Genomic DNA, 26,755 nt, shown 5'->3' with positions numbered 1-26,755 from the left:
GTCAGAATCTTGCTGATCGCAACCGGTGACGGAGGCAGCGGCGGCTCCTAGCCTTGGTCGACGTGACCGTCGATCTACCCCGGAATCCAGGATCAGCAGTACGTGAGAGCGCACATCCGCTCGACGACGCCGTGCGGGAAGCGCTGCTCGGCGAGCATGCGCGTTTCGCGCAGTGGCGAGGCCGAATCGGTCGCTATCACCCTGATGTCGCGGGACACCTCGGGCACCCACAGCAGCTGTCGACACAGGACTGGGACGACCTGGCCGGCATAGTCGGTCCCGGTGAGGAGACCTCGGTCCGAGGGTTCGGTCACGAGGTACCGGCAGGGTGGGAGGTCGTCGGCGGGTTCGATTCGGTGCAACTCGACGGGTCCGCGCTCGCCGTCGACCACGACCCCGACGCCGTCGTCCTCGGCGCCGACGACGTCCCGGACATCCTCGACCTCGTCGGCCGCACCAACCCCGGCCCGTACCGCATCCGGACCGTCGAGATGGGTCGGTACGTCGGAATTCGGGTCGACGGTCGTCTGGTCGCGATGGCAGGAGAGCGACTTCACCCACCGGGATGGACCGAGATCAGTGCTGTCTGCACGGACCCGGCCTTTCGTGGTCGAGGTCTGGCCACGAGGTTGGTGCGCGACGTCGGTGCAGGCATCGTCGACCGCGGCGAGACCCCGTTCCTGCACGCTCTCGCGTCGAACGTGACGGCGATCAGCCTCTACGAGACGCTCGGTTTCAAGCTGCGCAAGCGCTCGTATGTCACTCGGGTACGCACACCGGCAACGGATCGGTGAATTTTCCGCCGCTGTGGCCAGCCCGACTTGACCGGGGCCCGAAGTTCGCATGAACTGGCTCGGTGATCGTGAACGAGGGCGTGTCCAGACGAGGGTTTCTTCGATCGTCGACGGTTGCGCTCGCAGCTGCGGGGGCAGCGTCGGCGTTGCCTGCCGTGGCGCACGCTCAGGGTGAGGATTTCGTACCGTTCCAGCACGGCGTCGCGTCGGGGGATCCGACGCCGGATGCGGTGATTCTCTGGACTCGTGTCACTCCGGAGCCCGGTGCAACCCCGGGCTCGGGCCTCGGCCCGGCCACGACCGTGCGGTGGCGCGTGGCCACCGACGCTCAGTTGACGAACCTCGTCCGCAGCGGCGCTGTGACGACCGACGCCGGGGTCGATCACACCGTCAAGGTGGACGTCGACGGGCTGACGGCGTCGACGACGTACTACTACAGCTTCGAGATCGCCGACGGTGACGCCGCGGGTGTGCAGTCGGTCGTGGGTACGACGTCGACGGCTCCGGCGAACGACGCGGACGTCGAGCGAATCAGGTTCGGTGTCGTGTCCTGCTCCAACTGGGAGTCCGGGTACTTCGGTGCCTACCGACATCTGTCGACGCGGACCGATCTGGACGCGATCATCCACCTGGGCGACTACATCTACGAGTACCGCACCGGCGAGTTCGCCGGAAAGAACGGCGTCATCCGCGTCCACGATCCGGTCCACGAGATCGTGAGTCTCGCGGACTACCGGACCAGGCACGGCCAGTACAAGAGCGATCCCGACCTGCAGGCCGCGCATCTGGGGGTGCCGTGGATCTGCACCTGGGACGACCACGAAAGCGCGAACGACGCCTACGACGGCGGCGCCCAGAACCACCAGCCGGAGACCGAAGGGCCTTGGAACGTCCGCAAGGCCAACTCCGTCCAGGCCTACTACGAGTGGATGCCGGTACGAGCGGCGGGAACACCGCAGAATCGGCACCTCTATCGCAGACTCCGCTTCGGCAATCTGCTCGAGTTGTCGATGCTCGACCTGCGGACCTACCGATCCAAACAGGTTTCGCCGACGGCGGGAGCCGAGGTCGATTCACCCAACCGCACCATCACCGGCGCAGACCAGATGCAGTGGCTCACCGACGGCCTGATCAGCTCACCGACCCGCTGGAAGATCGTCGGCAATCCCGTCATGATCACCCCGGTGCTGGTTCCGCCGCTCGAAAGCGAAGCTGCGCGGGCGTTGACCGGGCTGCTCGGCATCCCCGAAGGCGGAGTGCCCTACATGGCCGACCCCTGGGACGGCTACACCGCCGACCGCAGGAAGCTGCTCGCCGCCATCGCGGACAACGGCGTGAACAACACCGTCTTCATCACCGGCGACATCCACTCCGCCTGGGCATGCGACATCCCTCAGGACGCTGCCCGCTACTTCGAAACCGGTGGCGTCGCGACGGAGCTCGTCGTCACCTCCGTGTCCTCGGCCAATGTCGACGACCTCACCAAGACCCCGCCGCATACCCTGGGCCGAGTCGCGGAGGCCGCGCTGACCACCCTGAACCGACACATCCGATACGTCGAACTGGACAGCCACGGGTTCGGAGTCTTCGACGTCACCCCGTCGGGCGTCCAGATGGACCACTGGTTCCTCGACGCCAAGGAGGACCCGCTCACCGGAGTGTCCTGGGCAGCAGGCTTCACCGTCGGCGACGGCATCGCCCGCGTCGACCCCGCTCCACTCCCCGTCCGCTAGCCGACCCCTCTTTTTTCGGACCGAACGTACCGTTCGGTCACTCTGAGTGAGCGAATGTGCCGTTCGGTCACCACGGGCGGCATACTTGCACCATGGCTGTACCGAAGATTGTGCTGTTCTACGTGTTCACTCCGCTGCCGGATCCCGAGGCGATTCGGCTGTGGCAGCACACCTTGGCAGCGTCGAACAACCTCACCGGGCGCATTCTGATTTCGGAGCACGGCATCAATGCGACGGTCGGCGGTGATGTGGAGGACGTCAAGAAGTATGTCCGCGGCACCCGAAGCTATGCACCGTTCAAGGCAGCCGACATCAAGTGGTCGGAGGGGCTGGGGGACGATTTTCCGCGCCTGTCGGTGAAGGTTCGGCCGGAGATCGTCACGTTCGGGGCGCCGGAGGAGTTGAAGGTCGACGAGAACGGGGTGGTGGGCGGGGGAGTGCACCTCAGTCCGCAGCAGGTCAACGATCTGGTTGCCGAGCGCGGCGATGACGTTGTGTTCTTCGACGGCCGCAATGCGTTCGAAGCGCAGATCGGCAAGTTCAAGAACGCCGTCGTCCCGGATGTGGAGACGACGCGGGATTTCGTGGCGCAACTGGACTCGGGCGAGTTCGATCACCTGAAGTCCAGCCCGGTGGTCACGTACTGCACGGGCGGCGTCCGCTGCGAGGTGCTGTCGTCACTCATGCGTTCCCGCGGATTCGAGGAGGTCTACCAGATCGACGGTGGAATCGTCCGGTACGCAGAGACTTTCGGCGATGATGCATTGTGGGAAGGATCGTTGTACGTGTTCGACAAGCGGATGACGGTCGACTTCTCCGACCACACCGAGGTGATCGGGAGATGCACGGTGTGCAGCAACCCGACCTCGAGATATCAGGATTTCGACGGCGACGACGGGCGGGGCCTTCGCTTGGTATGCGTGGACTGTGCCTGAGCATTCACAGCCTCCTCTGCCGTATCGGGACGGTCTCGCGCCGTTGAGAATCCGCCTTCCGCACGACGACTCGTCCGTACTCGTTCTCGACTACCTGCAGCGTGAGCATCCCGGAGACGACTGGGTGACGATGTTGACCGGCGGCGAGGTGGTCGACGAGAAGGCTCGGCCTTGGACCGTCGAGAGTCGTTACGCACCAGGGAGGTTCGTCCACTTCCATCGCGTGCCGGCACCCGAGACTCCGGTGCCGTTCGAGCTCGACGTTCTGTACGACGCGGAGGGCATCGTCGTCGTCGACAAACCGCATTACCTCGCGACGATTCCTCGCGGAATGCACGTCACCGAGACCGCGACCGTCAGACTGCGTCGCCTCCTCGGTTGCGAGGACCTGACGCCCGCTCATCGTCTGGACAGAGCGACGGCAGGAGTGTTGATCTTCACCCGCTCGCGGGAGCTTCGGCGTCCGTACCAGGAACTGTTCTCCTCGCGGGCAGTGCTCAAGGAGTACGAGGCAGTCGCTGGATTCGATCCGTCTCTGGAATTCCCCCGGGTGGTGCGTAGCCGGATTCTGAAGGATCACGGTGTGATGGTCGCCCGCGAGGAACCGGGGGAGCCCAACAGCGAGACCCGCATCGAACTCGTCGAACGGTTCGGTGACACTGCTCGCTACCGGCTCTTCCCGCACACCGGCCGTACTCATCAGCTTCGGATTCACCTGTCCTCGTTGGGTATTCCCATCAAGGGCGACTCCTATTATCCGATCTACACCCGGACTGCAGCCGACGATTTCGACTCGCCGTTGCAGCTGCTCGCCCGTGCGGTGGAGTTCGACGACCCCATCACCGGTGGGCGTCGCAGATTCGTGAGCCGGCGGACCCTCGCGGGCTGAGCCGGAGTCGAGCCGCCGCAAGAACAAGACGCAGATGAAGAAACCTTCATGTGCGTCTCATGGGTACGTCATGGATTCCCGGCATAGTTCTACCCATGCACTCCTCCCGACCGCTCGCCGTCGGCGCGATACTCGCAGCCGTCGCGTTCGTCTTGGCGGCAAGTTTCCTCCTCACCCGCGCCCCTGATCCGGAGTTGGATCCGGCGCCGGTGGTGGTGAGCGTCGTACCGACTGCAACCCAGCCGACTGCGACCCAGCCGACCACGACCCAGCCGACCACGACCCAGCCGGCCCCGCAGCCGCCGACCGAGCTGCCGCCACCGCCGCCTGCCCCTGCCCCAGCCCCAGCGCCTGCTCCAGCGCCTGCTCCTCAGGCTCCCGCGCCGGCTCCTCAGGCACCGGTGATTCCGTACGACGACGACTGGGACGACGACGGCGACGACGGTGGGGACGACGATGACGACTGATACGACAGCTCCCGACTCGACTGCTCCCGATTCGACTGCAGTGACCAGGCGCGGATCCTCCCTTCCGGCTCGCTGGAAGATCACGGCCTGGATCATGCTGACGACGCTTCTGCTTCTGGTCGTCGTTCTGGTCACGGCTCGTAATCTGCTGCTGCGTGACGTCGACGTGCGAGCCAACGACGACATCGTGCAGGAGGCAGACGAGTTCAGGACGTTCGCCGCGGAAGGCGTCGACCCGACGACGACGCGCCCGTTCGTGTCCGTCGAGCGGCTGCTCGAGGTCTATCTGGCGCGGCAGTCGCCCAGCCTCGGTGAGGTGATGATCGGAGTCGTCGGCAACGACGTCGTCGGACAACCTCGTGGGGATGTCCCGGACGCGTTGATGCAGGATCCGGGACTGGTGCGTTCGTCGATCGACTCGGCGCAGCCTGCCGGCGTCGTCGAGACGGTGTCGGGTCAGATGCGCTGGGGACGAGTCGATGTCGACGACGTCGCCGGGACGGGCGGAACGTTGTTCGTTGCGGTGTTCACCAAGTCCGGACGCGACCTCGTGGGCCGCACGATGCAGACGATGGCTCTCGTCGGCATCGTCGGATTGTCGCTCACGGCAGGCGTCGCGTATCTGGTGGCAGGCCGCATCCTGGCACCGGTGCGCACCGTGCGTACCGTTGCCGCGGAAATCGGTGAGACGGATCTGACCGCGCGGGTGCCGGTGCACGGTCGTGACGACATCGCCGACCTCGCCGAGACGTTCAACGCGATGCTGGATCGGCTCGAGAGCGCCTACACGACGCAACGCCAGTTCGTCGACGACGCCGGCCACGAATTGCGGACCCCCATCACGATCGTCCGCGGGCACCTCGAGCTGATGTCCGATGACCCCGACGAGCGGCGCAAGACGTTGGCGTTGGTGGACAGCGAGCTCGGACGAATGGGCCGGATCGTCAGCGATCTGCTCATGCTGGCGAAGGCGGAGCAACCGGACTTCGTCGTCCGCAAGACCGTGGACGTAGCGCAGTTGGTCCTCGACATCGAGTCGAAAGTGCAGACGATCGGCGATCGGCAGTGGTTGCTGATGGAGGTCGCGGAGGGAACGTGCAGTCTCGACGCGGAACGTGTGACGCAGGCGATGGTGCAGATGGCCGCCAACGCGGTGGGACACACCGCGGTCGGGTCTCGAATCCGGCTGGGGTCGCGCTTCGACGGCGACGGAGACGGAAGGGTCTTCTCGTTGTGGATCACCGACGACGGCCCCGGTGTCCGGCCCGAGGACGCGCCGCTGATCTTCGAACGATTTCAGCGAGGGTCTCCGGCCGATCGGACGACGCCGCAGCAGCGCTCGGGTGCGGGACTCGGCTTGGCCATCGTCCGAGCCATCGCCGACGCGCACGGCGGGTCCGCCTGGGTGCGCAGTGTGCACGGCGAGGGCGCGACCTTCGGCCTCGACCTGCCGAGCCCGGGACACACCGTCATCACCGAACAACAGTACGACGACACCGCCACGAAGGAGATCTCATGAGCCGCATACTCATCGCCGAGGACGATGTGCACATTGCGTCGTTCGTCGGAAAGGGCCTGCGCGCCGCTGGATACAGCACCGAGCATGTCGCCGACGGTGAGACGGCGCTCATGATGGCCCGCGAGGGCGGGTTCGACATGGTGGTGCTCGACATCGGGCTCCCGTCGATGGACGGCTTCACTGTTCTTCGTCAACTGCGGGGTGAGGGCGTGAGCACTCCGGTCGTCGTCCTGACGGCCCGTGACAGTGTCCGAGACACCGTAGCCGGACTCGAAGGCGGCGCGAACGACTACATGACCAAGCCGTTCCAGTTCGCGGAATTGCTTGCACGCGTGCGCTTGAGATTGCAGGACGACGTGTCGATCGGTGCGGAGTCGTCGCTGGTGCTGCGGGATCTGAGCTTGGACCTGCGGTCTCGCCGAGCGCAGATCGGCGATCGGGTGGTCGATCTGACGGCACGTGAGTTCGCGTTGCTCGAAGTCTTTCTCAGACACGCCGACCAGGTGCTCTCCCGGGAGCAAATTCTTGGTCAGGTGTGGGGTTACGATTTCGATCCTGCGTCCAACGTCGTCGACGTCTACGTTCGGGCGCTGCGCTCGAAGATCGGTGCCGAGCGTGTGGAGACGGTGCGCGGCATGGGATATCGATTGCGATGACCGAGACACGTTTCGCAACAACCCCGCCCACCAAGCTCGGCCGCACCGGGCCCAGTCGCCCGAGGATGCGGATCCCCGCGCCGACGCTGCCCATTGCGCTCAGCGGTGTCGTCGTCCTGCTTCTCTGCGTTCGCGTGGTGTTCGCCGGTGTCGCCGGGGACCTCTCGTTCGACGGAACGGTCACGGTGCTTGTCTTCCTCGTCGCGGTGTGGATGTGGATTTTCGCGCCGGTGGACGACACGTACGTCGCTCTCGGCGCGGCACTCACTCTCGTCCTGGCAGGTCCGGTCGACGCCGAGACGTTCACCGGCACCCTGGGCGACACCGTTATCTGGCTGTTGGTCGGATCCTTCGTCATCGCCGCAGCAGTCACGGCGAGCGGACTGGCGTCGTGGGTCGCCGCGCGGGTGTTGTCCGCGGCACGCACTCCGCGCCAACTCGTCCACCTCGTGACCATCGTTCTGCTCGTCACCACCTACGCGATTCCAGCGACGTCGGGGCGGGCTGCCCTCGCACTCCCGGTGTTCCTGGCGTTGGCCGCCGTCCTGCGGCACCGTCCGAAATTGGTGCTGGCCTTGGCGATCGTGTTTCCGTCGGTGATCCTGTTCTCGGCCGTCGGTTCACTGCTCGGTGCAGGAGCGCATTTGATCACCAGCGAAATCCTGCGGACCGCCACGGGCTCGGGAATCGGCGTTCTGCAGTGGATCCTCCTCGGTCTTCCTCTGGCGATCGTGTGGTCCCACATCGCGGCCGAGATCGCGCTGTCGCTCTTCACCGACCGATCCGAGCGTGCAAATCCGATCACGCTGAGCACGAACGCATTCGGTGTCAGCTCGGCCGCACCCCTCACCAGGCCGCAGCGTCGGCTCGTCGCGTTGCTCGGCGTCGTGATCGTGCTGTGGTCGAGTGAACCGCTGCATGGCATCGACCCGGCGATCGTGGCGATGATCGGAGCGCTGTTGGCGGCGGCTCCGCGCCTGGGTGCTACCACGCTGCCTGCCGCGCTCAAGACCATTCCGTGGTCGCTGTTGCTGTTCATGGCGGCGACGCTGTGTCTGGGTGTCGCCCTGACCACCAGCGGTGCCGCCCAGTGGTTCGCCGACCTTGCGTTCGGCCCGGTTCGCGGAATGGGCGGGTCGGCAGCCACGTCGTTCGTGGTGGTCGTCGTTCTGGTGTCGCTGGTGTCCCACTTGGTGATCCAATCGCGTTCGGCTCGGTCCGCGGTGCTCGTCCCCATCGTGATCGCCACGGCACCTGCCTTCGGAATCGATCCTGCTGCAGCGGCATTCGCATCGACCGCCGCCGCGGGATTCTGTCTGACTCTCACCAGTTCTGCCAAGCCGGTTGCCATGTTCGCTGCCTCGGACACCGTCCCCGGCTACTCCGGATCACATCTGCTTCGGATGTCCGCTGCCCTCGCTCCGGTATCGGTGGCGCTGATCCTCGCCTGCGCGTTGTGGGTCTGGCCCGCACTCGGGCTGTCCCTGCATTCCTGATCGTCCACGTCCCCAGAGGAGAACCCCCATGTCCAATCGCGTCCCGCAGAGAATTCTCGTTGCTCCCAGCGGTTTCAAGGAAAGCCTGTGCGCAGAGTCGGTGGCGACCGCCATCGCTGCAGGTGTGCGACGCGTACTGCCCGGGGTGCGCGTCGACACCGCGCCGATCGCCGACGGCGGGGAAGGCACTGCACGCACTCTGGCCGCCGCGACGCGAGGACAACTGCACGACGCGGTGGTGACGGGACCCGTCGGACAGGCGGTGACCGCGCAGTGGGCAACCCTCGGTGGTTCGGCGACCGGCGTCGCCGTCGTCGAAATGGCTGCGGCCGCTGGGCTTTCGCTCGTACCGGCCGACATGCGTGACCCGGGGGCGACGACGACGTACGGCGTCGGGCAGCTCATTGCGGCCGCACTCGACGCCGGGGCCGAGCAGATTCTCGTCGGCTGTGGGGATTCCGGGACGTGCGACGGTGGGGCCGGAGCACTGCAGGCGCTCGGTGCTCGGATTCTCGACGCCGAGGGGATCGAGATCGGCCTCGGAGGAAACGAACTGACCCGAGCCGTGTCGATCGACCGGAGCGGACTACATCCGAGGTTGGCCGACGTGGAAGTGGTGTTGGCCTGCAACCCGCACAACGTCCTGTGCGGTTCGGGCGGGGTGGCACGCGTGTTCGGGCCACAGAAGGGCGCGTCCACGACGCAGGTGGAACGCTTGTCCGAGGCCCTGGACAACTGGGCCGACGTCCTCGAACGCGACGGAGTCCACGACGGCGACATCCGGCACGGCCTCGGTACAGGAGCGTCGGGAGGGCTGGGCGCCGGTCTCGCAGCCGGTGTCGGTGCCGCCCTCCGGTCTCGATTCGACGCCCTTCTCGATTCGGGACTGTCCGGAATCGACCTCGACCGCCGAATTCGCAAGGCGGACCTGGTGATCACCGCCGAAGGGTCGATCGACTTCCAGACCCCGAAAGGCAAAGTCCCCGCCGAAGTGGCGCGGCGCTGCCAACGACTCGGCGTACCTCTCATCGCGCTGGCAGGATCGCTGGGACAGGGTGCGCCGGCTGTCCACGACGTCGGCATCGCAGCCATCGCATCGATCATCACGGTCCCCATGCCCCTGGCCGAAGCCGTAGCCAATGGCGAGTCCCTGCTCACCGATGCAGCGGAGCGAACGATGCGGATGATTCTCCTCGGCGGCGCCGTCTCCGCACGGTCCGGTGGCAAACGACGCAAGGGTGCCGCCTAGCCGCCGCGCACCCCCTTTGGGTGGGACCGAATGAACCGTTCGGTCACTCCAAGTGACCGAACGTCACGTTCGGTCCGGAAAATGGAGGCCAGCCCGGACACGACTGCGCCCCCTGACCAACGGTCAGGGGGCGCAGCGGTTGGAGGTTATGCCTGTGCGCGGGCGATGCCTCGTTCGATGGCTGCGATGATTTGTGGTCGCAGTTCGGCGGCGGGGACGATGTGGTCCACGGATCCGACTTGTTGTGCTCGCTGGATGTTGTGGATTGCTTCGAATTCCGCGGCGACTTCGCCGAGTTTGGCGTTGCGGACGTCGGCCTTGGTCGAGGCCAGTTCGACGCGTAGGTGTGCGCGTTCGGCGTCGGTGTCGGCTGCGGTGAGCCGGGATTCGAGTTCCTTCACCGCGTCGTCGGCTGCGGTGCGGGCGTTGACGTCGCGGGTGAAGACGACGGCTGCGGCGGGTGCACCACCGAGGACGGAGGCGAAGGAGCCTTCGACGGCGAGAACTTCCATGTTGTCGTTGAGTGCTCCGGAGAACACCACGAATGCGCCGCCGTGGTAGCGGGAGACGACGCAGAACACGATGGGTCCGTCGAAGTTGACGATGGCCCTTCCGATTTCGGCGCCGTATTCGAGCTGGATGTTGCGCAGCGACTCGGGTGAACCGTCGAAGCCGGACAGGTTGGCCAGCACCACGATCGGACGTGATCCGCTGGCGGCGTTGATGGCTCGTGCGGTCTTCTTCGACGAGCTCGGGAACAACGTGCCCGACGTCCACTGGTCCGGTCCGTCGGCGGGGAACCAGCCCTTACGGGGGATGGCCCGGGATTCGATGCCGATGACCGAGACGGGGATTCCGGCGAGGTGTGCATCGAAGACGACGGAGGTGTCGGCGTCGGCCATGTCGGCCCAGCGCTCGAGGACCGAGTGATCCTGGTCGACGACCGCGCGCATGACGGTGCGGATGTCGAACGGCTTCTTGCGGTCCGGGTTGGTTGCGCTGGAGAAGATGTCGCCGACGGTGGTGAAGTCGCTCGACGGGTGCACGTGCGGGTAGCTGCGCACGTCGCGGTCGGACGGGTCGGCGGTGACGGCGCGGCGTGGGAAACGTTCGCCGGGCAGCGCGTATGCGTGGTCGTAGTGCGCGAACAGAACTTCCACGGCGGCACGCAGGTTCGGTGCCCAGTACTGGGCCTGGCCGTTCGGTCCCATGACGCGGTCGTAGCCACCGATGCCGAAGTTGTCTTCGGCGGAGACTCCACCGGAGTAGTCCAGGGACTGCTTGCCGGTGAGCACCATGGCGCTGTCCGGGGTCATCACGAGGATGCCCTTGGTGTGGGCGAGCATGGTCGCTTCGGCGTTCCAGTACGGCTGGGCGCCGACGTTGATGCCTGCGACGATGATGTTGATCTCGCCGCCGCCCTGGGTGAACGTGATGATCCGGCGCAGGCCGCGCGAGACCCAGTCCATGTTCTCGGTTCCGGTGGCCATCGAGATGGTGGCGCCGGAGGACAGGGCGAACCATTCGACGGGTGCGCCGATCTTCTCGGCGAGGTCGATGGCGGCGACGATGCGGGAGCATTCTGCTTCGGCGACGGTGCCGAGTGCCTTGGTCGGGTCACCGAACAGGGCGACGCGGGTGATGCCTTCGGGGTAGCGCTCGCTCGGTGTGGTGACGACGCCGGCGATGATGCCCGCCTTGTTCTTTCCGTACGGACGGTCGACGGCGCCGAACGTGCCTGTTTCGTCGAAGTCGTATTCGGTGAACGTTCCGCCTGCTTCGGTCAGCAGAGGGATCAGCTCGTACGGGTACACGGTGCCGCGTGCCTGCGAACGCTGAACCTTCTGGGTGTACTCGTCGATCGGGCGCAGCGGCTCGGTCGGCTTGTCGGTGACCTTGGCGACGATGCCCGCGCCGGAGCGGTAGGAGAAGCGGACTGCGACGTCGCGGGGGACGGAGTTGACGCCGTCCTTCAGGCGCGCGATCAGGGTGATCTCTTCCAGGCCTGCGCCGATGGTCGACGGCGCGATGTGGCGTGCGATGGTCGCCAGGCGGTCCTCGGGTACGTCGAGCACAGGCCAGACGTAGAGGGTGACGCGGTTGGCGTCGAGGCGCTTCTTTCCGCGCTGTGCCTGGAATCGACGGATGCCGTCGAGGCATGCTGCGACGGTGCGCTCGATTTCGGGGACGGCGACGACTTCGCCGTTCTCGTCGAGTTGGGTGGTGACACCGCGGATTTCGGCGAGAGCCATGAGGCGCTCGTCGGACGGGTTCTCTTTCGCCTTGAGCTGGAAGAGGTACGTCCCCGGCGTGGCAGGCAGACGCTTGCCGTCGAAGTTCTTCAGGCGCCACAGATCCAGTCGCTGCCCGGTGAGCGGGTGCATGTCGCGGATGACGATGTCCTCGGCGAGCGGTTCGGAGCCGTCGACGTTGGGTCGGCGGAACGTCACGTTGCGAACGTCGTCGCCGCAGACGGTGATGGTGATGCGACGCCATCCACGTGTGCGGGGATGCTCGGACAGCACGGCGTGAATGGTCGACGAGATCTCGTCGCCGTCGGCGGGAGCGTCGGGCCAGGAGAGGTAGAGGTCGACGGCGAGGTGCTCGGGGGTGGGGCCTGCGATGTCGTCGATGGCGTCGAGAGTCGCGCGCAGTTCCGCGAACGACGTTGCGGTGGAGACCAAGTGGAGACGCTCACCGGCGAGTTCGAAGTTGCCGGTGACGAAGTGCTTGCCTTCACGGTCGAACGCCTTGACGTCCTCGAGCGTGCGGATCTCGTAGAACTGCCTGGTGATGACCTCGAGCAGGGCGCCGGGGTTCTCGATACGGGATGCGAGGAGGTCGATCAGTGGTTCCGGCGTCGAGACCAATGCGTCGATACGTGCCGCGTAATCGTGGGCGTCGGGGTTCTCGGCGAGGTACTGCAGGCTGCCGCGAACTCCGTCGTAGACCTGGTCGCGTGCACGTGCGATCTGCGGGGCGTCGAACAACCGGAACCGCAGGTTGCGGGCGACGTCGCCGATGACCGGGTAGCGAGCCTGGGTGGCGACGATGAGTCGCTCGAGCACGTCGCCGATCGCGGATTCGCTGGCTTGCTGGGCAGCGGAGTCGGTCAACCAGTGGTCCAGCAGAGCAGCGACGACGGGAACCTGGTTCTCGATGCGTTGGAGTGCGAGGAAGACGCGGTAGACGGCCTCTTCGAGCTCGGGGCCGCGTTCCAGATCGCCTGCGTCGTAGTGTCGAAGTGCACGAGAGAGCTTGCTGCGGAACGCATCCGGCAGTCCTTGGACGTCGGCGTCGAGTGAGCCGAGGAACGAGTGGAAGTGCTCACGCGGGGAATGGACACGCTCGTCGGTGTTCTCCTCGTCCATCGTCGGACGATTACGGGAGAGCTCGCAGATGTCGGCGAAGGTGTTGAGCAGAACCAATTCTGCATCGACGACGCTGCGGTCGTCGCGTGGAACGTCGGCACGCAGGGTTTCGTACTCGGTCAGCAGGGTGCGCGCACGCGATGCGCTGACGTCGAATCCGGTGATCAGGGCGGACAGTTCCTCGAGTACGCCCAGCGCCTGGCAGCTCGCCGACGCACCGGATGCGAGGTCCGCCGTGCGGAATTTTACCCGTGCCGTCTGGCTGGCGGCCTTCTGCTCGCCTGCCTGGTCGACACGCAGCAACGCGGCGCCGGAGTCGACCTGGCCGTTGACCGAGGCGAGTACCTCGCGGACCTTGCCGGCGTAGGGGGAGCGGACCGCGGTTTCCATCTTCATGGATTCGAGTACGACGAGGGTCTGCCCTGCCTCCACGTCGTCACCCACGGCGACGGGGACTGCGACGACGACGGCAGGTGCGGGGGCGCGGACGAGGCCCGCCTCGTCCTGGCTGATCTGGTGGCTGATGCCGTCGACCTCGACGAGGAAGTGCGCGGCCTGCGCGACGGTCACGACGGAGTATCGGCGGCCACCGAGGACGAGTCGGCTCTCGTATGCGCCGAGGCGTTCGACATCGACCTGCAGGTCTCCGCTGTCACCGTCGACGCGGTAGCTGTGCGGTCCGGTCTGGCCGACGGTCAGCTTGTAGGCCTGACCCTGGTAGCTCAGTTCCACGGTACGGCCGACGGTGTGGCTGGCGCGGGGGCGTCCGCCGCGGGCTGAGGTGAGGAACGACGCACGTTCGTGTGCTTCCTCGGCGTCGTAGGCGTCGATGGCCGCGGCGATGATCGCGATGTCGGCTGTGGCCGTCGGGCCTGCGGGGGTGCCTGCGTCGGTGCGGTCGAGCCAGCCGGTGTCGGCGGAGGCGGTGATGACCTCTTCCTTGTCGAGCAGGCCGAGCAGGAACGACTTGGTGGTGGTACCGCCGTCGATGACGACGGTGGTCTCGCGCAGTGCGTTGCGAAGGCGGGCGAAGGCCTCGCTGCGATCGCGGCCCCAGGCGATGACCTTGGCGACCATGGAGTCGTAGTCCGGGGGAATGACGTCGCCCTGGGCGATACCGGTGTCGACGCGGATGCCGGTGCCGAGCGGGAACTTGAGCAGTTCTACGCTGCCCGGTGCCGGTGCGAAGCCGTTGTCGGCGTCCTCGGCGTTCAGGCGTGCCTCGACGGCGTGACCGAACTCGGCTGGGCAGTCTCCTTCGAGGCGGTGGCCGCCCGCGACGAGAATCTGCAGCTTCACCAGGTCGATTCCGGTGGTGTACTCGGTGATCGGGTGCTCGACCTGCAGTCGAGTGTTGACCTCGAGGAACGTGAAGATCTTCTGCTCGGGCTGGTACAGGTACTCGACCGTGCCTGCGCCTGCGTATTCGGCTGCGCGGACGAGTTCGGCGGACACGGACCGCAGGTGGTCGGACTGTTCCTTGGTCAGCAGCGGCGAGCTGGACTCCTCGATGACCTTCTGGTTGCGGCGCTGGATCGAGCAGTCGCGTACGCCCGGAGCCCAGACATTGCCGTGGTTGTCGGCGATGACCTGAACCTCGACGTGGCGGGCGTCGGTGACGAGACGTTCGATGAACACGACCGGGTCACCGAAGGAACGCTCGGCCTCGCCCTGGGTGCGCTCGAGTGCGAGTTCGAGTTCGTCCTCGTGGAAGACCTTGCGGATGCCGCGGCCACCACCACCGGAGCGGGCTTTGATGATCAGCGGGTAGCCGATCGCCTGGGCGTGACGACGAGCGTCGGCGCGGGTCTCGACGGGTCCGCCGGACCACGGTGCCACGGGGACGCCGACTTTCTCGGCGAGGAGCTTGGCTTCGACCTTGTCGCCGAGCAGGCGCATCGCGCTGGACGACGGACCGATGAAGGTGATGTTCAAGCGAGCGACGATGTCGGCGAACGCCGGGTCCTCGGCGACGAATCCCCATCCGACCCACACCGCGTCCGCGCCGGACTCGACGAGGGCGGCCTCGAGCACCTCGTAGTCGAGGTAGGCGGAACCGGACGCGGGCTTACCCAGGGTGACGGCCTCGTCGGCTTGGCGCACGAACATGGCCCGACGCTCTGCTTCGGTGTGCAGCGCGACCGTCCGGATGCCGTAGTCGTGCTCTGCGTTGAGTTCCTTGACGGCCCTGATCAGGCGTACTGCCGCCTCGCCTCTGTTGACTACTGCAATCCGCTTGAACAACGTGTCTCTCTTCGTCTCGGGTGAACTCGGTCTGTCTCACGTCGGGCACTACTTTTCGAGCCCGTCGGGTTCTATCAGATCTTCGGTCGGCGCCAGGGCCGATTCGGGGAATCTGCTTCGTCGTGGTCGGTCGAACGGTGCTGTTGGGTGGTCACACTGTGCCGATGTGTCCTTGCGGTGGCGACCACGCCCGATTCTCCGATCTCGACGGCTTGTACTCGTGGCCCGTCGATATCGGATGGGCCTGTCTGAATGTCGACTTATTCTAGCCGCTCACAGCACGTTTGCGATGTCAACTTCCGACTCGGTGGATGTGACAGATATCGCGTTGTTCAAACCTCAACCACCGCAGGGCATTTCACGAGCTATTCGCGATTCCTCTATGAATTGTCACGGAAGACTTGACGGCATACTGGCGAGTAGCGTTGGCAGAAGCCGACTTTCACGTTGTGGAACGTTCCCGGTTACCGGCCGGTACATTACCAGCGGGTAGGGGTGTCGGTGGGTCCCGCCCGACACTTCGACGCGGGCTCGATCGCCCTTGGTTGGCCTGTGAGTGCGGCCGACGTCGAACAACGCGCGTTGTGAACTTGCACGATAGACCGGGCAACCGGTTCGGAGACCATGACCATTACCGTCCCGGAGACTATTCTGGCGGTTCAGTGCAAGCATCCGACCTGTTCCAGGATGGCCGTTTCGAAGAGTGCAGAGGTAGTGGCAGTGTCGACTTCATCGGTTCCGGGCCGCGGTCATACGGGCCTCGGTCACGCAGGCCTCGATGGTCAGAATGTGGAAGGCCGAGTGCTTCGGCTGCTGCAGTTCCTGCGGGAGATCGTCACGGCACGTACCGAGCCGACGCTGGATTACGAGGATCACCTGCGGGTTCAGTGGATCGACGGCGAGACCGGTGCGCTCCGGCTCGACAGGAACGCCAGGGCAGGTGGCGTGGTGTTCCGAGCGGGACGCGTCGACGTCTCCGAGCCACCCGAGCTGCCGGCTCTGCTGAAAGGGCTCGTCGACCCGGCGATGATCGGCGACAGCCGCTACCGCGCGCTCGACCTGGAGGAATCGAAGGACACCGAGGCGGGTTACAGCGACACCGATGCGGATTTCGACATCCGCCGGGCGTACGAGATTCGCCAGGAGTTCGCGTCGTATTCAGCCAAGTGGCGTGTCTGGGCGGAGAACGATCGAAAGGTCAGGCCCCAGGCGTCTCTCTACGAGTCGCTGCAGCTGATGATGCAGGAGGTCGCCTCGCGGCCGGAGTCGGTCGAAGTCGTCGTCGCATCCGGTCTGCTCGGTCTCGCCGCGACGGATTCGTCGGCCGCGATCCGCACTCACGTCCTGACGCAGTCGGCGACCATCGAGAGGGACGTACGCACCGGGGACCTGCTGGTCACGCTCGCCGCGCACGCTCAGCCGCATCTGGAGGATTCCAGATTGCTCGCATCCCACCCTCGATTCGACGTCTCGGGGTCGGTCGAGCTGCAGCAGACGCTCGCGTCGTCGGTGTCGTCTCCTCTCGCACCGCCGGTTCGGGAGTATCTGGTGGACTGGGCTCGGCGCACTCTCGACGTCGACCTGGAGGTGCGGGCCGAGCTGGACCGCCCGGCGACGTTCGGGGTCTCGGACAAGCCGACCCTGACGCTGTCTCCGGCAGTGGTGATGCGCAAACGAGACTCCTACGCCCTGCTGGACTACTACGAGCAGATGATCGCCGAGCTCGGACGAGACGGCGCGACGGCACCTCTCGGTCTCGCTCAGCTGGTCGAGCCCATCGAGCCGGCGGATCGGTTGGCGTGGCTGGAGCGGTCGGGCGCGGCGGACCCCCGCGAGATCGCCGAGGACCCGATGTTCCCGCTACCGGCGAACGCGGAGCAATCCCAGATCGTGCATCGCCTCGGACGTGACAGTGGGGTCGTCGTGGAGGGCCCACCGGGAACCGGGAAGACGCACACGATTGCCAACCTGATGTCCTCGCTGCTCGCGCGGGGGCAGAGGGTTCTGGTCACTAGTGAGAAATCACAAGCATTGCGTGTGCTGCGGGACAAGCTTCCTCCTGATCTACAGGAGTTGTGCGTGTCCATCACCGACCTGTCGCGCGGCGGGTCCGAGGAACTCAGTCGCAGCGTGGCTCGCATCGCGGATCGAAAAGCGGCCTACAACGACATCGACGACGCCGAGAAGATCGACTCCCTCGTCGCACGTCGCGCCGAAGCTCTCGCCCGACGCGATGGGTTGTTGGATGCGGTCGCCGAGGTGAGGGCGGCAGAAACCGTTGTACACCCGTATATCTCGGATGGATTCGAGGGGACAGCTGCGACCGTCGTGCGCAAGGTGAGTTCGCTCGAGGGAGCCCACGAGTGGCTGCCGGGCCCCCTGTTCGGTGAGCGCCCACCACTGAGCGGGACCGAGGTCGATCGGCTGCGCCGCTTGATCGCGACCGCACGTGAGGGCAGGGATGTCAGGACTGGACAGGCTCTTCCCGCGCTCGAGACGATGCTGCCCAACTCGGCCGAGCTGAGAGCCCTGTGCGAGCGCGCGAGCGCGACGGCACCGACGACGTCCGATCAATCCGCTCAGCTGGTCGAATTCCTCGGTGGGGTCGATCCGGCGGCTGCGTTCGACATCCGCAGACTCTGCGAGGAGCTCGACGCTCGTGTCCGCGATGTCCAGGAGCTCGACGCCGTGTATCGGCAGTTGACCGATTCCGTTCTGTCCGGCGAAGCCGCTCATCTGTGGTCGAGAGTCAGCGGAACAGTGTCGACGGTCGACGTCGCGGCGCAGTCGGACCGTTTCGTCGGCGCGCACGACGTGCGCAGTTCGCTGACGTCGAACGCTGCGTTCCAAGCTCTCGAATCCTTCGCCGTGGCACTGGAATCGGGCTTGGAATGGAAGGGGAGATTCCGCAAGAGCGAGCAGCAGAAGGCCGTCGAGCAGCTGGGCATCGTGGCGGAGGTGGACGGGACGGCTGCTGCCTCGGCCGCGGCCGTGCGTCTCGTGGCCGAGCATGTCCGTGCTCTCGACATCGTTCGTACCGCGTCGGTCCTGTTGGCCGACTTGGGAATCGAGGTGTCCACGGACGGATCCCGGTCACGACAGGTCAACGATCTGCAACTCGTCGCCAGCAAGCTCGTTCGCGTGTCGGGTGTTCTCCATGCACGTGACGCCCTGGTCGAGCGTTTGTATGCAGTGTCTCCGTCTGCCCCGTGGATCCGAACCCTCGACGACGCGCAGAAGTTCGCGGGGTCCGCCGGTGCCATCGCGACTCGTATCGATGCGGACGTCGCTCGCGCCGAGTTGGAGCGGGTGCTGTACGGCGTTGCGGTCCAGATCGACAGTGGTCCGTCTCCGGAGGGTAACGCGCTGGTCGCCGCGATCAGCTCGGCCGACGCCGACGCGGTTGCCGCCGCGTGCGATTCCTACCTTCTCGCCTGCGCCGAGCAGAAGGATCAACTCGAACAGGATGCGTTGTCCGCGAGGCTTATCGCGACCGCACCAGCGTTGCACGAGCTCGTCGTGGAGACTGCGGCCGACCCTGAATGGGACGAGCTGAGTTGGCAGATGTCCAAGGCGTGGGCGTGGCGCCGGGCGCGTGAGTGGGTGTCCGAACAACACGACTCGGGCCTCGAACACCGTCTCGACGCCGAGCTGAACGCGGCCGAGGCGGACCTGTCCTTTCTCACCGCCAAGCTCGGTGCGGCCATGGCGTGGCGTGACTGCCTCGAACGGATGACGGCCGTGGAAGTTCGTGCCCTGCAGACCTATCGGGAGCACATTTCCGCGATCGGCTCGGGTGCGGGAAAGTACGCGGAGACCTATCGAAGTGCGGCTCGATCGGCCATGCGCGACGCACAGAGTGCCGTGCCGGCGTGGGTCATGCCTCTGCAACAGGTCCTCGCGTCGGTGCCGCCGGTCGCGGACAGCTTCGACGTTGTCATCGTCGACGAGGCCAGTCAGGCGGACATCAGCAGCCTGTTCCTGCTGTACCTGGCTCCGCGCGTCATCGTCGTCGGTGACGACCGTCAGTGCGCGCCGGCGGATGTTCCGCAGACCGGGACCCTGGAGGACGTCTTCACCAGGTTGGACGTCTATCTTCCCGATCTGCCGGAACACGTTCGCGCAACTCTGACGCCGCGATCGAGTCTGTTCTCGATGCTCCGGACGAGATTCGGCCAGGTCGTCAGGCTGCGGGAGCACTTCAGGTCGATGCCGGAGATCATCAACTGGTCCAGTCAGCAGTTCTACGGTGATTCCCCACTCGTCCCGGTGCGGCAGTTCGGGGCGGACAGGCTTCCACCGTTGCGGCACACGTACGTGCCGGATGCCACCGTCGTCGGCAAGGGCGCGACGCTGGTCAATCGCGTGGAAGCGTTGGCCATCGTCGGCCAGATCGTGAAGTGTCTCGCCGATCCCTTGTACCACGGCAAGACATTCGGAGTCGTTGTACTGCAGGGGAGTTCGCAGGTCGACGAAATTCGCAACGAGCTCATCAAACGTATCGGCATCGACCAGTGGGAGGATCGCCGACTCCGTGTCGGCACGCCCCCGGACTTCCAGGGAGACGAGCGCAGTGTCGTGTTCCTGTCCATGGTCGTCTCGCCGAGCCAGCCGTTCGTCGCGTTGACGGCAAATCAGTACAAGCGTCGGTTCAACGTCGCGGCGTCGCGTGCGCAGGACCAACTGTGGCTGTTCCATTCGGTCACCGTGGACCGGCTCAAGCGCGCGGACCTGCGTAACAGTTTGCTCGGGTACATGACGTCGGTGTCGCCTGCATCGGTTGTTCCGATGCCGCTCGGAGTGGACGCTGAATCACGCCACACAGATTTCGCGTCGTTGTTCGAGCAGCGAATCTTCGTGGAACTTCGCGATCGGGGTTACCACGTGACTCCGGGAGTCGAGGTGAACAACCGTCGGATAGATCTTGTCGTCACCGGGCAGGCCTCGCGGCTGGCGGTCGAGTGCGACGGTGACACGGTCCTGGACAGTCCGGAGCGGCTACGGGCAGACCTCCAGCGCGAACAGGAACTGAAACGGTGCGGCTGGACGTTCTGGCGAGTGCGCGAGTCGGAGTACTACCTCGACCCCGAGGCCGCCATGAGCACCCTGTGGTCGACGCTCGCCGCCGGTGGTATCGAACCCGATTCGGTGCGCGCCGACCCGGACCCGATCCGGACGATGGAGTGGACACCGTTGGACCTCGAACCGCGCAAGGAGGACATCGTCACCGAGGTGGCGTTGCCCGGTCGGGCTCCACGGCCGGCGGACGAGAATTCGTCGTGGAACGGGTGGCTCGGGCGATCGCGGGAGGACGAGGACGTGGACGTGCCGGCGGAAGCCGTCACCGAGGTCTGGACGATGCCCGCGGATGTCCGCGCGAGTTCCCCCGCGGATGTCCGCGCAAGTTCCCCCGCGGATGTCCGCGCGAGTTCCGAGGACGACGGCATCGTCGACGTGGAACTGCCGATCAACGGATTTCACGGTCGACGACGGTCGTAGCGGCAGGACCGGCGCGTCCGTGGCCGTGCGTTAGCGTGGAACACGACCTGTTTCCATTCGAGGGAGTGTTCATGTCCAGAGTTGCCATCTTCGGAGGCCACGGCAAGATCGCACTACGTCTGGCGCCGTTGCTCGTCGCACGGGGGCACGAGGTCGGAGCGATCATCCGTAATCCGGAACACGTGAACGACGTCGCGAATGCCGGTGCCACTCCGGTCGTCGCCGATATCGAGACTCTCGACGTCGAGAAGATCGCTGCGCTGATCGACGGTTTCGACGCAGTCGTCTGGTCGGCAGGCGCGGGCGGCGGAGACCCGAAGCGCACCTACGCCGTGGATCGCGATGCAGCCATTCGATCGATGGACGCGTCGGGCCGCGCGGGTGTGTCGCGATACGTCATGGTGTCGTACTTCGGTGCGGGGCCGGACCACGGCGTGGATCCGGACAAATCTTTCCACGCGTATGCGGACGCCAAAGCCGCAGCCGACGAATATCTGCGAACGACGTCGCTCGAGTGGACCATTCTCGGTCCGAGTGCCCTGACTCTGGAACCAGGTACCGGTTCCATCACGACGCGTGACGCCGGTGCGACGGGGGCGTCCGTGACCCGTGACGACGTCGCAGCAGCGATCGCAGCGGCATTGGACGACGAGTCCACCGTCGGCCGTTTCATCGAGTTCGACAACGGTGACACCCCCATCGCCGACGCGTTGCGTGGGTGATCGGACCGGGCGGCCGGTAGAGGCGCCGAACCGGCCACCGCTCGTGCGTCGGTTGACGGTGTCGTCCGTCGTTCTGTTGGTCGTGGTGCTGCTCTTCGGCGTTCCGTTGTGGACGCTGTTCTTCGCGGGTACGGATTGGCCGGCGGCCGTGTCGGTCGCGGGATGTGTCGGAATCCTTCTGGCTGGGATCACTCTGCCCACGGCGATGGTCCTGGGGCACGCGCGAGGGGACGACCGTGCGGCGCGAGTCGGCGACACGGTGCTCGGCGCTGTGTGGGTGCTGTTCGTGTGGAGTGTTCTGGGCAATCTCCTCGGCGCGGTGCTGGCTGTCGCCGGGATCGAGGATCCGTTCCGCTCCAGGCTCGTCGCGTGCGCGGTGGTCGTCGTCGTGGTCGCGCTGCTGGTGTGGGGGCACTACGAGGCGATGAAGGTGCCTCGCGTCGTCGAGAAGGACGTTCATCTCGAGCGACTCGGCGCGGACCTGGACGGGTTGCGAGTGGTGATGATCACCGACACCCACTACGGTCCGATCGACCGCGCCGGATGGTCGGCCAGGGTGGTGGAGAGAATCAATGAGCTCGACGCCGACGTCGCGTGTCACATCGGTGATCTGGCCGACGGGTCGGTCGCCGCGCGCCGGCATCAGGTGGAACCGTTACGGCACGTTCGTGCTCGGTACGGGCGGGTGTACGTCACGGGGAATCACGAATACTTCGGCGAGGCTCAGGCCTGGCTCGATCATATGGAATCGCTCGGGTGGACAGCGCTGCACAACGACCGCATCGAGATCGGTTCCGGGAGCAGCGCTCTGGTGATCGCGGGCGTCGACGATCGGACGGCGTCGGGCTCGGGGACGGACGGGCACGGCGCGGATCTGGATCGGGCCTTGGACGGGGCGGACCCGCAGTTGCCGGTCTTCCTGCTCGCCCACCAGCCCAAACAAGTCGACGACGCGGTCAGGCGCGGAGTGGATCTGCAGGTGTCCGGGCACACTCACGGTGGGCAGATCTGGCCTTTCCGGTACCTGGTTCGGCTGGATCAGCCCACCGTGCGAGGTCTCAGTGCGCACGGTCAGCGGACCCAGCTCTACACCTCGCCCGGTACGGGCTTCTGGGGTCCGCCGTTCCGGGTGTTCGCGCCGAGCGAGATCACCGTTCTGGTTCTCCGTGCTCGGACTGCGGGCTAGTCCGGCGCGCCGAGATTCAGCTCGTCGGGGTGGGCACCGACGCGTGCGTTGTCGTCCAAGGTGGCAATCTCGCTGAGGTCCTCAAGCGTGAGCTCGAAGTCGAACACATCGATGTTCTGTGAAATCCGTTCGTCGTGAACGGATTTGGGGATCACGATCAGGCCGTTCTGCAGGTGCCAGCGAATCAACACCTGTGCTGCGGATTTACCGTGACGCTCGCCGATGGTCGTGATGACCGGGTCGGTGAGCAGGGTGTTGGGCTTGGATGCCTTGCCCCACCCGGAGTTGCTCGTTCCACCGAGCGGACTCCACGACTCGACAGCGATACCGTGCCGAGCGGCCGTGTCCTTTATCGCCTGCTGGGTGAGATGGGGGTGTAACTCGACCTGATCGACAGCGGGCAGCAGGCCGCCGCGGTCGATCAGCAGCTGTAGGTGGCGAGGCTCGAAGTTGCACACTCCGACTGCTTTCGCCTTGCCGGATTCTGCGATCTGTTCGAGCGCCTCCCAGGTTCGGAGCAGTCGATCGTCGTTCTGCAGCGGCCAATGGATGAGATAGAGGTCGACGTAATCGAGGCCGAGTTTGCTCAGGCTGGTGTCGAAGGCTGCCAACGCGGGCTCGTAACCCTGATCGGCGTTCCACAGCTTGGTGGTGACGAAGATGTCTTCACGCGCGACGTCGGCCGACGAGATGCCTCGCCCGACGGCTTCTTCGTTGCCGTACGCCGCGGCGGTGTCGATGTGGCGATAGCCGGCTTCGTCGAGCGCGTACCGGACAGCGTGCTCGGTCTCGCTGTCGGCTGCCTGCCAGACTCCCAGGCCGAGCTGGGGGATCGTGGTTCCGGAATTGAGGGTCAGGTTCGGAGTGCTCACACGTTCAAGGCTAGCGCCGTCCACTGTCCACCATGCCCGCATTGCCGTGGCCGGTGCGAGCGCTGGCATCATCGTGGGTGTGACGGTTCGTTTGCTTGCCACAGACCTCGACGGGACTCTGTTGAATTCGGAGCGTTCTGTTTCGGCACGAACTGCAGCGGCGATGGCCGCCGCCCGGGCCGCCGGGATCGAGGTTGTCTGGGCGTCGGCCCGGGCCAGGCACTCCATCCACGAGTTGGCCCAGTCCTGCGGATTCACGGGCAAGGCGATCGGCGCCAACGGAGCTGTTGTTCTCGATCTCGCCGACGGCACGCCCGTCATCTCCGGGACGACGTCCATCGACGCGACTGCGGTCGCGACGGCGATGAAGAGGGTCCGTGACGTCGTGCCGGGGGTCGTCTTCGCGACGGTCGGTGCGACTCGATTCGTCGCCGAGCGCGGATACGCCGCTCTGTGCGTGTTCGCCGACCATCATCGGCACCCCCACGAGATGGATGTCCGGTCGACGGTTCTGTCCGACGAGCCGACGGTCAAGATCGTTGCTCGTCACCCTGATGTTCCCAGCGTGGAGCTGTACCGAACGGTGTTGGCCGCAGAGGTCGACGGCGTCGAACTGACCCATTCCGGCGCACCGTACATCGAGATGTCGGCGACAGGGGTGTCCAAGGCCAGCGCGCTGGCGCGGTTGTGCGAGGAGTTGGGCATCGATCGGACCGACGTCGCAGCCGTCGGTGACGCGTTCAACGACGTTCCGATGCTCGAATGGGCAGGAACCGCTCTGACCACCGAGAACGCGATGCTGGAGATCAAAGAGATCGCGGACAGAATCCTTCACTCCAACGACGACGACGGGGTGGCTCGGTACCTGGAAGAGCTGACAGAAGACCGTGCAGGACATTCGACAGAAGGAGCCCCCTCATGACTTCCGGCAGCGGTGACTTGACTGTCGCCCAGTATCTTTCGTCGAACGGCATTCAGGTGACGCCGATCGGGCGCGACGCTGCGGCCGCCCTCGGGGTGGTGGCGCACACCCCGGCCGGGTGGGAGGCGGCACCTGCCGAGCAGTTCCCCGGCGCGACGGCCGTGCTCGTCGAGACTTCGCTCGTGGAGAACGGATTCGCGCCGAACGCCGTGCTTCTTGTCGGAAAGCTTTCCACGGCGGTCGATTCCGGTCCGTTACTCGACTGCAGCTTCACCGATGCTCGACTGATGCCGGGGTGGTCCGAGGCATCGGCAAGCGCCGAAGACCTCGGACCGTGGCCGGCACGGTTCCTTGCTGGGTCGTTCACTGCGGAGCAACTGGAGTTGAACGTCACGACGCGGTACGCCGTTCTCGGTGTCGACGAGCAGTATCTGGTGCAGTTGACGGTCACCATCCTGGCCGGCCAAGCCGAGAAACTCGCGTTCGACGTCGCCGCGATCAACGACGGACTGTTCGATTTGGGATAGCTCACCCGTTCTGATCGGACCCGATCGGTGCGACGCACAGTCACCGTACAGTTCACTACAGTCGGACACATGCCGAATCGCACCGGACGCGCACGGCACCTGACGCTGGTGCCGGACCTCCCGACCGAGCCGCGTCGGGAACTCGAGTTCGCACGAGCCGTACGCGACGTACCCGCCGACGGGGCGTCGGGGATCGTGCAGTTGACGCTGCACGTCGAGCTTCTGTCGTACGTCCCGACGGTGTGGCGACGCTTGAGACTTCGGTCGGACTTGTTACTTCCTGAACTGCATGCGCTGATCCAGGCCGCGATGGGCTGGCACGACGAGCACTATCGGCTGGACTCCGCGTCGGACACGTTCGTTCCCGCTGGCTTACGAGACGGAACCGACGCGGCGGGCGATCACGTGCGCGTGGACGCGGTACTGGCCCGCCCCGGCGATCGTGCTTACTACCGGTTCGATGAAGCGCGTGGCTTGTCGGTGCAGGTCATGGCGGTGGACATGGACATCGACGACCTACGGCCGACGTGCGTGGGCGCCGAGAACATCTGCCCCGGCCACGGGGCCGACGCGGATGCAGTATCCGGCAGATCCTCGGCGCCGACAGTGGACGAGATCAACACACGTCTGCGCGGAGCCAGAGAAGTTCGCTCGTCGGAGACCGAAAGCGCAGCTGCATCGGCACTGGTTGCGAGGCTGTTCAGTCGAAGCGGTGCCGTCCCGAAGCCTCGTTTGCTGGAACTATTGCCTCGATGCGAGCTGACCATCGAGAGTTCCGTCGACCTGCCGGTAGCTGACACCGCCATGGCGAAAATGATGTGGCTGCTTCGGAAAGTCGGTGACTCCGGCATCGCACTGGCCGGCGGCAGATTGCCGCCCCGTGTAGTGGAAGCCGTCCGCGACGAGCTGGACTGGGGAATCGGCTGGGTAGGCGACAGTCTCTTCGAAGCCGACCACCACCAAGCAACGGACCTGAGGGAAGCCGCGAAGGCGCTGGGTCTCGTTCGCGTGTTCAAGGGGGAGCTCGTTCGAACCAGAGTCGGCACCGCATTGGTCGACGACCCGGTCGGGCTCTGGCACCACTGCGCAGCTCGGCTGCCTCTCGGAAAGCAACCTCATGAACAGGACGCCGGAACGCTCTTCCTGATCGCGCTCGCCGCCTCGGCTTCACCCGCCCAACGGGACGCGATGATCGTCGAAGTCACGGGTGCACTCGACTGGGTGACCGGAGACCACGGCGCATTCGAAGCGCAGAAGATCGCGCACCCGACCGTTGCATTTCTGGATCTGATCGGTGCACACGGGCCGTTGTTCTATCTCGGAGGAGGGGGAGCGGAGTCCCCGATCTGGGCTCGACGGTTCGCTCGGGACGCGCTTCGGACTAGCCGACGCCTCTGACCAGGCGATTTGGAGTTCGGCGAGTCGTCGCGTAACTTTTGTCGAGTCAGAGCGACACGGACACCGACTCCAGCCGAGAGGTTGGAGACAACGAGGTTGTACGGTAGCTTTTGATTGGTTTGTCCCCCAAGAGTCGGAGCTTGCATCCGAGACCAAGCTGGGATAGGCTGGAACAGTTGCCCTTGATGCTGGTAGGCGTGAGTCTGCGGGTGGAGAGTGTGTGCGTGTTCTTTGAGAACTCAACAGTGTGTCGATGAATGTCAGTGCCGAATGTTT

General features: G+C 65.6%; 17 protein-coding genes. 15 read left to right on the top strand and 2 right to left on the bottom strand.

Translation table 11 applies throughout. From position 1 onward, the window contains the following. The first annotated feature begins 53 nt into the window (after nt 1-53). The 9 genes from BH95_RS12190 (at nt 54) to BH95_RS12150 (ending at nt 9,738) form a co-directional block, all read left to right on the top strand. Nucleotides 54-794, top strand: a complete 741-nt coding sequence (locus BH95_RS12190) for a GNAT family N-acetyltransferase (RefSeq protein ID WP_019665290.1) — start codon at nt 54-56, stop codon at nt 792-794. Between the two features lie 62 nt (nt 795-856). Continuing rightward, nucleotides 857-2,527 carry an alkaline phosphatase D family protein gene (locus tag BH95_RS12185; protein ID WP_037182497.1) on the top strand — a complete coding sequence of 557 codons (1,671 nt, stop codon included), beginning with the start codon at nt 857-859 and terminating at the stop codon, nt 2,525-2,527. A 92-nt stretch (nt 2,528-2,619) separates the two neighbouring features. Then, nucleotides 2,620-3,462, top strand: coding sequence for an oxygen-dependent tRNA uridine(34) hydroxylase TrhO (gene trhO / locus BH95_RS12180; protein ID WP_020113064.1), 843 nt, complete (start codon nt 2,620-2,622; stop codon nt 3,460-3,462). Continuing rightward, nucleotides 3,455-4,351, top strand: coding sequence for a pseudouridine synthase (locus BH95_RS12175; protein ID WP_037182495.1), 897 nt, complete (start codon nt 3,455-3,457; stop codon nt 4,349-4,351). Before trhO ends, BH95_RS12175 begins: the two co-directional genes overlap by 8 nt. A 95-nt stretch (nt 4,352-4,446) precedes the next feature. Continuing rightward, nucleotides 4,447-4,818 (top strand): hypothetical protein, encoded by a 372-nt coding sequence (locus BH95_RS12170; RefSeq protein ID WP_037182491.1) that lies wholly within the window; start codon nt 4,447-4,449, stop codon nt 4,816-4,818. After that, nucleotides 4,808-6,337, top strand: a complete 1,530-nt coding sequence (locus tag BH95_RS12165) for a sensor histidine kinase (protein ID WP_244164952.1) — start codon at nt 4,808-4,810, stop codon at nt 6,335-6,337. The genes BH95_RS12170 and BH95_RS12165 overlap by 11 nt, the downstream gene beginning before the upstream one ends. Next, the gene (locus BH95_RS12160; protein WP_019665284.1) at nt 6,334-6,993 is read left to right on the top strand and encodes a response regulator transcription factor; all 660 of its coding nucleotides are present in this window, start codon (nt 6,334-6,336) and stop codon (nt 6,991-6,993) included. Before BH95_RS12165 ends, BH95_RS12160 begins: the two co-directional genes overlap by 4 nt. Further along, on the top strand, nt 6,990-8,489 hold the full coding sequence (locus BH95_RS12155) for an SLC13 family permease (protein ID WP_037182489.1): 1,500 nt from the start codon (nt 6,990-6,992) through the stop codon (nt 8,487-8,489). Before BH95_RS12160 ends, BH95_RS12155 begins: the two co-directional genes overlap by 4 nt. Nucleotides 8,490-8,517: 28 nt before the next feature. Next, nucleotides 8,518-9,738, top strand: coding sequence for a glycerate kinase family protein (locus BH95_RS12150; protein ID WP_033188091.1), 1,221 nt, complete (start codon nt 8,518-8,520; stop codon nt 9,736-9,738). A gap of 146 nt (nt 9,739-9,884) precedes the next feature. Here BH95_RS12150 and BH95_RS12145 read toward each other — a convergent pair whose 3' ends face one another. Next, complete coding sequence (locus tag BH95_RS12145) at nt 9,885-15,353, bottom strand: ATP-binding protein (RefSeq protein ID WP_037182487.1); 5,469 nt, start codon at nt 15,351-15,353, stop codon at nt 9,885-9,887. A gap of 801 nt (nt 15,354-16,154) precedes the next feature. On the opposite strand from BH95_RS12145, the gene BH95_RS12140 reads away from it, so the two are divergent. From BH95_RS12140 to BH95_RS12130, 3 genes are all read left to right on the top strand, one after another. Beyond that, a complete protein-coding gene (locus tag BH95_RS12140) occupies nt 16,155-20,852 on the top strand; it encodes an AAA domain-containing protein (RefSeq protein ID WP_037182485.1) in 4,698 nt (1,565 codons plus the stop codon). 71 nt (nt 20,853-20,923) lie between these two features. Beyond that, entirely contained in the window at nt 20,924-21,574 is a 651-nt protein-coding gene (locus BH95_RS12135; protein WP_052060189.1) for an NAD(P)-dependent oxidoreductase, read from the top strand. Further along, nucleotides 21,567-22,760, top strand: coding sequence for a metallophosphoesterase (locus BH95_RS12130; protein ID WP_037182480.1), 1,194 nt, complete (start codon nt 21,567-21,569; stop codon nt 22,758-22,760). The genes BH95_RS12135 and BH95_RS12130 overlap by 8 nt, the downstream gene beginning before the upstream one ends. Here the strand turns inward: BH95_RS12130 and BH95_RS12125 are convergent. Further along, nucleotides 22,757-23,632, bottom strand: coding sequence for an aldo/keto reductase (locus BH95_RS12125; protein WP_037182478.1), 876 nt, complete (start codon nt 23,630-23,632; stop codon nt 22,757-22,759). The genes BH95_RS12130 and BH95_RS12125 overlap by 4 nt on opposite strands. A gap of 46 nt (nt 23,633-23,678) precedes the next feature. Between BH95_RS12125 and BH95_RS12120 the strand changes: the two genes are divergently transcribed. From BH95_RS12120 to BH95_RS12110, 3 genes are all read left to right on the top strand, one after another. Beyond that, nucleotides 23,679-24,554: a Cof-type HAD-IIB family hydrolase gene (locus tag BH95_RS12120; protein WP_037182477.1), complete on the top strand. Its 876-nt coding sequence runs from the start codon at nt 23,679-23,681 to the stop codon at nt 24,552-24,554. Continuing rightward, a complete protein-coding gene (locus BH95_RS12115; RefSeq protein ID WP_037182475.1) occupies nt 24,551-25,081 on the top strand; it encodes an LpqN/LpqT family lipoprotein in 531 nt (176 codons plus the stop codon). Before BH95_RS12120 ends, BH95_RS12115 begins: the two co-directional genes overlap by 4 nt. A gap of 69 nt (nt 25,082-25,150) precedes the next feature. Further along, a complete protein-coding gene (locus tag BH95_RS12110; protein WP_037182473.1) occupies nt 25,151-26,479 on the top strand; it encodes an IS1096 element passenger TnpR family protein in 1,329 nt (442 codons plus the stop codon). Nucleotides 26,480-26,755 lie beyond the last annotated feature (276 nt).

Origin of the sequence: Rhodococcoides fascians A44A (assembly GCF_000760735.1) — a bacterium.
In the GTDB taxonomy this organism is placed as follows: Bacteria; Actinomycetota; Actinomycetes; order Mycobacteriales; family Mycobacteriaceae; genus Rhodococcoides; species Rhodococcoides fascians_E.
Note: the sequence above shows the minus strand (reverse complement) of the source record. Positions and strands in the feature narration are given on the sequence as shown.